This window comes from Oceanirhabdus sp. W0125-5 (assembly GCF_027938815.1).
GTDB lineage: Bacteria > Bacillota > Clostridia > Clostridiales > Clostridiaceae > Oceanirhabdus.
This window is the reverse complement of sequence record NZ_CP115913.1, coordinates 1,026,002-1,035,377: the sequence shown is the minus strand read 5'-3', so window position 1 is coordinate 1,035,377 and position 9,376 is coordinate 1,026,002. Positions and strand designations below refer to the sequence as shown.

Annotated in this window: 9 protein-coding genes; 5 read left to right on the top strand and 4 right to left on the bottom strand. The window is 29.7% G+C overall.

Annotated elements, in window-relative coordinates; genetic code table 11:
• Positions 1–73: 73 nt before the first annotated feature.
• Positions 74–1,942 (bottom strand): hypothetical protein, encoded by a 1,869-nt coding sequence (locus tag OW730_RS05075; protein ID WP_271227983.1) that lies wholly within the window; start codon positions 1,940–1,942, stop codon positions 74–76.
• Positions 1,943–1,961: 19 nt separating this feature from the next.
• The gene (locus OW730_RS05070; protein ID WP_271227982.1) at positions 1,962–2,498 is read right to left on the bottom strand and encodes a hypothetical protein; all 537 of its coding nucleotides are present in this window, start codon (positions 2,496–2,498) and stop codon (positions 1,962–1,964) included.
• 212 nt (positions 2,499–2,710) lie between these two features.
• Here OW730_RS05070 and OW730_RS05065 point away from each other — a divergent pair, with 212 nt between their 5' ends.
• The gene (locus OW730_RS05065; protein WP_271227981.1) at positions 2,711–3,766 is read left to right on the top strand and encodes an alpha/beta hydrolase; all 1,056 of its coding nucleotides are present in this window, start codon (positions 2,711–2,713) and stop codon (positions 3,764–3,766) included.
• A gap of 248 nt (positions 3,767–4,014) precedes the next feature.
• On the opposite strand, the gene OW730_RS05060 is transcribed toward OW730_RS05065, so the two are convergent.
• Complete coding sequence (locus tag OW730_RS05060; RefSeq protein ID WP_271227980.1) at positions 4,015–4,149, bottom strand: hypothetical protein; 135 nt, start codon at positions 4,147–4,149, stop codon at positions 4,015–4,017.
• Positions 4,150–4,398: 249 nt separating this feature from the next.
• On the opposite strand from OW730_RS05060, the gene OW730_RS05055 reads away from it, so the two are divergent.
• The 3 genes from OW730_RS05055 to OW730_RS05045 are packed head-to-tail and all read left to right on the top strand — an operon-like array spanning position 4,399 to position 6,141.
• On the top strand, positions 4,399–4,707 hold the full coding sequence (locus OW730_RS05055) for a PadR family transcriptional regulator (protein ID WP_271227979.1): 309 nt from the start codon (positions 4,399–4,401) through the stop codon (positions 4,705–4,707).
• Between the two features lie 13 nt (positions 4,708–4,720).
• Positions 4,721–5,374 carry an ABC transporter ATP-binding protein gene (locus tag OW730_RS05050; RefSeq protein ID WP_271227978.1) on the top strand — a complete coding sequence of 218 codons (654 nt, stop codon included), beginning with the start codon at positions 4,721–4,723 and terminating at the stop codon, positions 5,372–5,374.
• Complete coding sequence (locus OW730_RS05045) at positions 5,362–6,141, top strand: ABC transporter permease (protein ID WP_271227977.1); 780 nt, start codon at positions 5,362–5,364, stop codon at positions 6,139–6,141. The genes OW730_RS05050 and OW730_RS05045 overlap by 13 nt, the downstream gene beginning before the upstream one ends.
• A gap of 268 nt (positions 6,142–6,409) precedes the next feature.
• Here the strand turns inward: OW730_RS05045 and OW730_RS05040 are convergent, their stop codons facing one another.
• Positions 6,410–7,864: a helix-turn-helix domain-containing protein gene (locus OW730_RS05040; protein WP_271227976.1), complete on the bottom strand. Its 1,455-nt coding sequence runs from the start codon at positions 7,862–7,864 to the stop codon at positions 6,410–6,412.
• A gap of 324 nt (positions 7,865–8,188) precedes the next feature.
• Here OW730_RS05040 and OW730_RS05035 point away from each other — a divergent pair, with 324 nt between their 5' ends.
• Entirely contained in the window at positions 8,189–9,244 is a 1,056-nt protein-coding gene (locus OW730_RS05035) for a M42 family metallopeptidase (RefSeq protein ID WP_271227975.1), read from the top strand.
• Positions 9,245–9,376: the final 132 nt, after the last annotated feature.

Here is a 9,376-nt window from a genome sequence, read left to right as displayed (position 1 = left end):
CCTTTTATCAAGAATAACCTTTTCATAATTCTTATTATTTTTAAGTTACTTTATAAGCTAAAAGACGATTCTGTTATAAGCCCATCTGCTGTCTAAGTATTTGAAGACGATTCTTAATTTCTTGCATTAGTTTGTTATTGTTCTCAACAATTTCAAGGTTTCCATTAATTTGTCCTTGCATGTTGATTGGTACTGAATACTTAATTGTAGGAGTTGTTGTTAATTGGCTAGGAAATTTGTATGAAACTTCATAAATTTCACCATTTATAGCTCCAGCAATAGTAATAACTTGTCCACCTTCAACCTTAACATTATTTAAATCAATAGCTGTTTTTATTCCATCTTTAATTTTGTAAACCTTTTCTACATGTTCGATTGGAAGGTCTTTATTTTCAATAGTTAATCCATCTGTATACATTGCAGCAAATTTAGTAGAATTATCTATTATCATAGTTCCATTTGGTTCTGCTATTATGGATGGTAATATTAATTGTTGTGTTTCGTGGTATTGTTCTTTTGCCACGTAAAGAATTTTAGTACCTACAAGTAATGTTTTTGCTTGATCTATTGTAGTTCCTTTAGGAAATAAAAAGTCTATCCTACCCTCAATGGTTACATAATAATAATTTGTTTTACCTGAAATTCCTCTATCATTTAGAACACCTCTATTATATCCTTGGATTAAAGTTGTATTTTCAAGTACATTATTGTCAGTTGGTTCTTTAAATCCATTAAGCAGATTAACATTTGTTTGTGCTAAATCATAATGTGTGAAACCAGTATACATTGTTGCAAAATCCTCAGCAGTTATTGTATGCTCTTTAATTCGCCTTTTAACTGTATTGCCCTCAAACGTATCATGTATTCCGTTAATTCCATGTAGTTCTACTCCGATATTTTCTGTATGTTCTTGATATTGTATATATTCTATTGGTGCTGTAGAGCCTTCTACAAGCATTACATTAAGATTATCTAATTCTGCTTGTGTTAAAGCTACGAGATTATTTTTCACATTGTAAGCATATAATCGAACATACTTTTCATTATTTAGTGATGTGAATTTCTTAGTTCCCGTCAACGCTGTCCTTGGTCGAATGATATTTAAGTCAGCATCATAAGTTGTAATATACAAGGCTGATGTTTTATATATTTCATTGTTAAATGATGATATATATTCTGTATTGGGTTTAATTTCTGTTAACCCAGTGTAAATAGAATGATTATAATCACTTAACATTGTTCCATCGGAACCGATATTTCCAATTTGTACACTAGGTATTAAGTTCTTAGTTAATATCTTTACATTATGTACTTTAGCCCCTTGCACACCTTCAAAATAACTAATTTCTTTATTCGTCCAATCACCTTCTAGAAGCATTACCCTTAATTCGATTTCTCCTAACGTAGAAGAAAGATTATTCCAGCTACGCATTGTAACTGTAATACCTGTTAAATCAGATTTAGTTGTTCTTAAAAACTTAAATATACCAGTTTCTCCTGCATCTATAATCGCTTCAGAAGTAAAAGCTGAACTAGAATGAGAATCAACAAGCACAAATAAGCCATTACTAGTGTTTTTTCTAACTTCTGCAAATACTGTATATTGAGTATTAGATTTTACTGGATGATCACTAAATTTAAAAAACGTATTCTTATACGTTCCATCCATTGTGATTTTTGCATAACCATCCCCCATATAAAATGCATCAAAATCATACATTTTGTCATAGTCTGCATAACCTTTACCTAGTATATTTACTCCAGTATTCCCCTCAATACTAAAATCAATCTTCCCTTTCACAGTATTTTCTGGAAAAGAAATAATATTAGAAGTTTCCTCAATCACCTCTGAATATCCCTCTATAGCAAACACAGTATTCGTAGCTACGAATAGTAAACATAAAATTGTAGCGAAAAATTTATTAATATTTTTATTTAGCATTATACTTCCTCCATTTAATCTAATGTTTTTTGATTTTTATCATGTTTCCGTTATCATCATATTCAAACTCATAAATTATTTCATTATTGTCTTTGTTTCTAATTACTTTCAATTTATTTTCTTTATCATACTCATAAATTAATTCTGAATTAGATTTTTCCTTAAGAACTTTATTAAGGACATCAATTTCCTCTAATAATGTCACATAAAAATTATTTTCTTCTACAAGCTTATCTGTATTATTATTAACCTTTTCAGTCATTGTGATATTTTTTTCAGAATTTGATTGAACAAGTATATCTAACTCAGTAAGCATATTTAATAAAAATTCTTGTTGAATCACTAAATCATCTGTATTAGACTCTATTTTATTAGTATTTTCAATATTAACTTCAATCAGCTTGTCCAATTCAGCTAAGAAGCTTTGTAATTGTTCTTGTTGATTACATAAATTATTTAAGTTATCTTCCGATGTATCACCAAAAACAAATTCACCTTTAAAAGTAAAAGCTATAACTAAAAATAGAATAATACTTATTTTTAATAATTGTTTCATGCTATCATCCTCCTTTCATTTTTTCAAAATACCACTAATTATACAATAAACTTCTTGTCACCTTTTGTAGTTTTTTGTATGTTGTGATTTCTTTTTACATATTATCTTTTATTTTTCATTTGTTTTATATTTACCAAATAAGAATATTCAAAAAGCAGAAACCATATACTAATAAGTGAATAGTATTTCTATATTGAGAGGATTCTCATAAAATGAAAATTAATTTTTATTACTATAAAAGACCTATTCCATACGTTGATGGATACCTTTTAAAAAGCAAGTTCTATAGATGCAATTATATAAGATTCAAAACACTTTATAATAGACCTGCCTTAGGTACTGAAACTGTTGAATTATACAATTTCAATCCTAAATCTAAAGTAAGAGCATCAGTGTTAATATTACACGGATTAGGCAGTAGAAATATAAAGTTCCTATTGTGGATGGGAACTCATCTTGCCTCTGCTGGAGTCAATTCAACTATTGTTATACTTCCAGGTAATTATACTCGTGTGGAACATAAGTCTGTCAGCGGCAGGAGTTATTTATGGCCTGAAATAAAAGTTATGTATAGATTTTGGGAACATGCAGTAGTTGATATACTTTCAACAATTGATTTACTAGATCAGCTAAATCTTTGGAAAAAAAATAATTGTGTTTTAGGTTACTGTCTTGGTGGTATGCTTGCATCAATAGCATCCTCTATGGATGATAGAATTAACGAAACAGTCTTTATGGCTACAGGAGGACATATTCCTAAAATACTATATAAATCAAAAGCAACACGATTTGCAAGAAAGCTTTTTGAAGATGGATTAAAAACCCCTTATTATCTTCATGATAAAGAACGATTATATAAAACATATAATGAACAATTTCCTTTAGTAAAACAAATGTCTTTAAAAGAACTTATAAGCAATGAAGACATTCACCCTCTATTTAAAATTGATCCTATTTCCTATGTACACCTATTAAACAAATCAAAAATAACCTCTATAAATGCATTATTTGATGAAACCTTACCTTTAACCAGTAGAATACTACTATCTAAGGAGATGGGCGAAGCCAATAAATATCTACTTCCTATAACTCACACAGGTTGGCTACCTTTTGAATATTTTTTAGCAAAATATATATTACTAAAGCTAAACATAAATGATTTAAAATCAAAGAAATTACTTCTCAAAAAAGTAAAATTTGAAGTGCCATTTTTGGACTATCTTTTTGATATAAAACCGAAGGGAGATAAAAAAGAAACTGAGAGTTGAGAGCTTAAACAAATGTAAAATTGATAATGGATAATGTATAATGATGGATGCTTCTCACTTGAGTGAGAAGCTACATTATTATTGTTCTTAAGACCAATAGACTTTAAAAATATTGTAATTCGAATACATTGTTGCATTCAAGGTGAAATAGATACCATCTCTTGTTCCCTGAACAATAATATTTAAGATTTCACGGAGTGAAATATCAATCATTGTCCATTATACATTATCCATTCTACATTACGGTTTTAAATTTTTACGTCTTTATTTGTCTTTCTGCTCATTTGTTTATTCCTAACTTCTGGTACTGGCTCTACTTCATTTTTCACATGTCCTTGATATCTTCTTTTCTCATAAGAATGTTGTTGCCCTTTCTTTGCCATAAAAAAGTCCTCCTCTTTTGTTTATATAGATAACTTAAATCTATATATTTATTATTCTCTTTTATAATTTAAAAATTCTTGGCAAGTTTATACTCTTCTATGATGTGTTTTTACCAAATAATCTTATCTTTAAACTTATTAATTTTAAATTTTTTTATTCAATCTTGAATCAGTATACATTAAAATGATATAATAATATCGAAAACCGATATCGTTTTACAATATCAATATAAACTAGGAGTTATGACAATGAAAGATAAAATAATGAGAAAACTTTTTCTTGGATTTATTCAAATACACATACTGCATCATGCAAAAAAAGAACCTATCTTTGGTTCATGGATGATTGAAGAATTACATGAACATGGTTATGAAATGAGCCCTGGTACTCTATACCCTCTTCTTCATAACATGGAATCTAATAACTTATTGAAAAAAGAAGAAAAATTGGTTAATGGCAAGATACGTAAATACTATTCCATAACTAGCTTTGGAATAGAGATTCTTAATGAGGCCAAAGAAAAAGCCTTAGAACTTATTGATGAAATTAAAGAATAGTGGAGGTGTGTACATGTTTAATCTTGAAAATGTAATTTACAAAGATGTTTTAAATATCAATCAGCTTCATATACCCAAAGATAAAATAACATGTATAGTAGGCGGAAGTGGAAGTGGTAAGACTACCCTACTACGTTTATTGAACAAGCTTATTTCAAATGACAGTGGAGAAATCCTGTTTAATGATATTCCTTTAAGTGAAATTAATTCAATAACTCATAGAAGAAAAGTGGCTATGTTATCTCAATCCCCTGCTATATTTAAAGGAAATATAAGAGATAACCTTAACATTGGATTGAAATTTAGTGAAAAAGCTCTACCTTCTGATGATGTATTGAAAAATATACTGAAAATAGTTCAATTGAACAAAGATCTAAATGATAAATCTGATGTTCTATCAGGTGGAGAAAAACAAAGACTAGCCCTTGCTAGAGTTCTTCTTTTGGAACCTGAAGTGCTTTTATTAGACGAGCCTTCTTCAGCACTTGATGAGGAAACTGAAAAACTAATTATAGAAAAGTTAGTTGATTACGCTAAAAAAAATAATAGCACCCTTATAATGGTTACCCATTCTAAGAATGTAGCTGAAAATTACTCAGATTATATTATTGAGATATCTGATGGTAATGTTATTTCTCAAGGGGAGGTGTCATCATGGATAAGGTAATAGATATACAGATATGGCAAATGATTTCTGCTTATATTTTTATACTTGTACTGTTAGCTATTGTTAAAATAAGAGGTATCAATAGAGAAAAACAGATAGTTATCTCTGCTTTCAGGATGACTATACAATTGATATTAACAGGGTATATTCTTGTGTATGTTTTTGATAATCCTAGCCCAGTTTATACTATACTAATAATAATCCTAATGGAGATATTCGCTATATATAATATATACAAGAGAGTAAAATTAACTCTCTCTAAGAAACTCAAGAAGATTATAGCTATTTCAATGACTATAGGAACTCTTACAAGTTTATTCTTCTTTGTTTTTATTGTGATACATATCTCACCATGGTATGACCCTAGATATTTCATTCCTATAGCAGGTATGCTCATTGGGAACTCCATGACAGGAATCTCTTTAGGTGTTACTAGGCTGGTTGATGGAATGCAATCTCAGAAAAACCTTGTAGAAACAGCCTTAATGTTAGGGGCAACCCCTAAATCTGCATCTAAAGAAATAGTAGACAATGCTTTTGATTCTGCAATTCTACCAACAATAAACTCTATGATTGGTATGGGAATAGTATTTCTTCCTGGTATGATGACTGGACAAATATTATCAGGAATTTCCCCAATCACAGCTATTGAATATCAAATAGCAATAATGCTCGGTATTCTAGGCAGTGTTTCATTAACAGTAATATTATTTGTTCAACTAGGATATAAGACTTTCTTTAATGAAGAAGACCAACTTACTATTTAGAGCTTACAGCTCTAAATAAATGGAAAATTGAAAATTGAAAATTGAAAACGATGGATGCTTCTGACATAAGTCAGAAGCTACATTTTATTGTTCTTTAGAACAAAGAGGGTTCACTCATTTTATCTACGATAAAATATTGTATTTAAACACAATGTTTTATTGCAAATGAAACGAGTAAAAACTTATTGTCTAAAAAATATACAATTAAAATTTCTCTGAGAGAAATGTCCATCATTCTCAATTCTACATTCTCAATTCTCAATTTGTTTTACCCAATAAACGGTCCTAATATCGCTAAGAGCTCTCCATCGTTCTTTCCACTCTTTAACTCAATATTTATTGCTTCAATTATTACTTCTTTTCTTAGAAATGGTGCTAAAGTAGATATTACTTCATAATTTCTATCTTCTTCATCTAACAGTTCATAAAAAATTTCTTCGCATTTATCTGCACTTATAAATGGTGCTAATCCACTTAGTATCTCTTCAATGGATTCATGATCTAATATATTATCAACTAACTCATCAACCTTTTCTTTACTTATGAATGGGCATAACATTGTTAACAATTCAACATCCATTTCTTCTTTGTTAATACACTTGTCAATAATGTTATCCAGTGTTTTTCTCTTTATAAATGGTGCTAATGTTGATAATACCTCTATGTCTATTTCATTTTCCATCATTTTATTTATTATCTCATCCATCTTAGCTCTTTTTATGAATGGAGCAATTGAAGCTAGTAATTCAAAATCAATTTTATCACTTTCCATTGCTTTATCCACTATATACCCCATTTTTTCTCTACTTACAAATGGTGCAATTCCTGATATCATTTCAATATTAACTTCATTTTCCAAAGCTATATCTACTAATTCATCTATCTTATCTCTACTTATAAATGGACATAATCCCATAAGGATATCCAAATCTAACTCTTCTTTGTTCATAGCATTATCTACCATACTATCAATTTTATCTTTTCCTAAAAAAGGAGCTAATGAAATTATATTTTTTATGTCCATTCCATCTGTTACTATATCTATACCCTTCTCTGTTGATTCCCTGTCTAGATATGGGGCTATTGTAACAAGCTGATCACTATTAATAGAGTTTATCTTGTTAAACTTTTCCTTGATATTTTTTTTCATCATTTCTTTTTGTTCTTTAAATCTAGCTTTTTCTTCTTTAAATTTAGATTTTTCTTCTTTAAATTTAGATTTTTCTTCTTTAAATTTAGATTTTTCTTCTTTAAATCTAGATTGAATTACAGTCCTTCTAGAGTCAATTCCTTCAAAGGATTTCTTAATATCTTTTGCTGACTTCATAATTTCATCTCCAAAACCCACTGCAAATCCTTCTCCAAGACCTTCTCCAAAGTTTTTCTCCATCTTCTTTACTGACTCAATTATCTCATCTACACCATTTTTCTCATTAACTTCTTTTATACTATTATTAATCATATCTGTTGTTTCAGTTATATCTTTCTTATTTTCTTTCTGAATTACTTGATTACTTTCACCCTTTAATATCTCATCTACTGTAACTTCAAATATTTCAGCCAATTCAACCAATATTGCTATATCAGGAAGGGAGCTTCCTTTTTCCCATTTTGATATAGCCTGATGTGTAATATTTAGCTTTTCTGCCAACTCTGCTTGAGTCAAATTCTTATTCTTTCTCTGCTCCGAAATGTATGCACCAATCTTTTTACTATTTAACATTATTATCACCTCATACGCGTCAACTATTTGGGATAATTATCCTACTCACAGTATATCATCCTCCCCAATAAATGGCTATTTACTGCTAGTTGAATTTAATTTTTTCTCTTTTGCAACTGCTGGTTGCATGAAATTTTCAACTGTTTCTTTTCAATATATACCACTTATGCCTATGTATGTTATCATATATATATGTAAATAGATCTCTGTAACTATTAATTTATACAAGCCCATATCTAAGAAATGCATAGATATTATGGAACAAGTATAAATTAAGTTTCAGATAGTTTATTATTGTATGATTAATTTTGAGGAGGAAAAGGTATGAGAGAACAATCAAAAAGTTTCTTAGAAAAACTTATTGTAACACCATCTCCATCTGGTAATGAGTTTGAATTACAGAAGTTATGGATGGAATATGTTAAAGATTTTGCTCATAAAATTGAAACTGATGTTGTTGGTAATGTTATGGCATCTGTTAACCCTGATAAACCATTCAAGGTAATGCTTGCGGGTCACTGTGATGAAATTGCATTTATGGTAAATCACATTGATAGTAATGGTTATATCTATGTTACTAAAGCTGGTGGTATAAGCCCTAAGCTAGCTCTTGGTATGAGAGTAAGAGTTTTAGGTAAAAACGGAATACTAAAAGGTGTAGTTGGTGTTAAAGCTGAGCACCAAGGTGGCGCTGGCGATAAAATCAAAGCTAAAGATCTTTTCATTGATTGCGGTGCAGCTAATAAAGAAGAAATAACTAAGCATGTTAGCATCGGTGATTACGTAATATATGATGTTGATTATGAGTATATGCTAAATGATAATTTTGCAGGAAGAGCTCTAGATAATAGAACTGGTGCATTTATTGTTGCTGAAGTTCTTAGAAGAGTTGCTGATAAAGACCCTAATGTTGCCGTTTATGCTGTAAGTACAGTAAACGAAGAAACAAACATGGGTGGAGCTTACTTTGCTGCAAGCCATATAAAACCAACTATGGGTATTGCATGTGACGTTTCCTTTGCAACTGATTATCCTGGAATTGATTCAAGAGAAAGCGGAAATATTGATCTTGGTAAAGGACCTATCCTATCTAAGGGTGCTCCAATAAACGATAAAATAAATGCTCTTCTAGAAAAAGCAGCTGAAGAAAATGAGATTCCTGTTCAATACGAACTTACTCCTAGAGCAACAGGAACTGATGCAGATAAGATTAGATTAACAGGTACAGGAGTACCAGTAGCACTAGTATCTCTACCACTTAGATACATGCACTCGCCTTCTGAGGTTGTAAGCATTAAAGATATCGAGAATGAAATTGAATTATTAGTTCAAACTATCTTAAGCATGAGTGGAAATGAGAATTTAAAGCCACTTGAATAATTTCATATAACATATTTATTAATAAATACACCCTTAAAGCAATATAATTATTTTAAGGGTGTTATTATAGTTTTTTACTTTATATGAGTCTAAAAATCTATCATTATCAAAAAAAGCGCGTTTCACGCGCTC

Excerpts from the sequence above, each read along its gene's own strand:
- OW730_RS05050 (WP_271227978.1), top strand. The coding sequence starts at position 4,721 with ATGTTTAATCTTGAAAATGTAATTTACAAAGATGTTTTAAATATCAAT.
- OW730_RS05035 (WP_271227975.1), top strand. The coding sequence starts at position 8,189 with ATGAGAGAACAATCAAAAAGTTTCTTAGAAAAACTTATTGTAACACCA.
- OW730_RS05060 (WP_271227980.1), bottom strand. The coding sequence starts at position 4,149 with ATGGCAAAGAAAGGGCAACAACATTCTTATGAGAAAAGAAGATATCAA.
- OW730_RS05055 (WP_271227979.1), top strand. The coding sequence starts at position 4,399 with ATGAAAGATAAAATAATGAGAAAACTTTTTCTTGGATTTATTCAAATA.
- OW730_RS05070 (WP_271227982.1), bottom strand. The coding sequence starts at position 2,498 with ATGAAACAATTATTAAAAATAAGTATTATTCTATTTTTAGTTATAGCT.
- OW730_RS05075 (WP_271227983.1), bottom strand. The coding sequence starts at position 1,942 with ATGCTAAATAAAAATATTAATAAATTTTTCGCTACAATTTTATGTTTA.
- OW730_RS05040 (WP_271227976.1), bottom strand. The coding sequence starts at position 7,864 with ATGTTAAATAGTAAAAAGATTGGTGCATACATTTCGGAGCAGAGAAAG.
- OW730_RS05065 (WP_271227981.1), top strand. The coding sequence starts at position 2,711 with ATGAAAATTAATTTTTATTACTATAAAAGACCTATTCCATACGTTGAT.
- OW730_RS05045 (WP_271227977.1), top strand. The coding sequence starts at position 5,362 with ATGGATAAGGTAATAGATATACAGATATGGCAAATGATTTCTGCTTAT.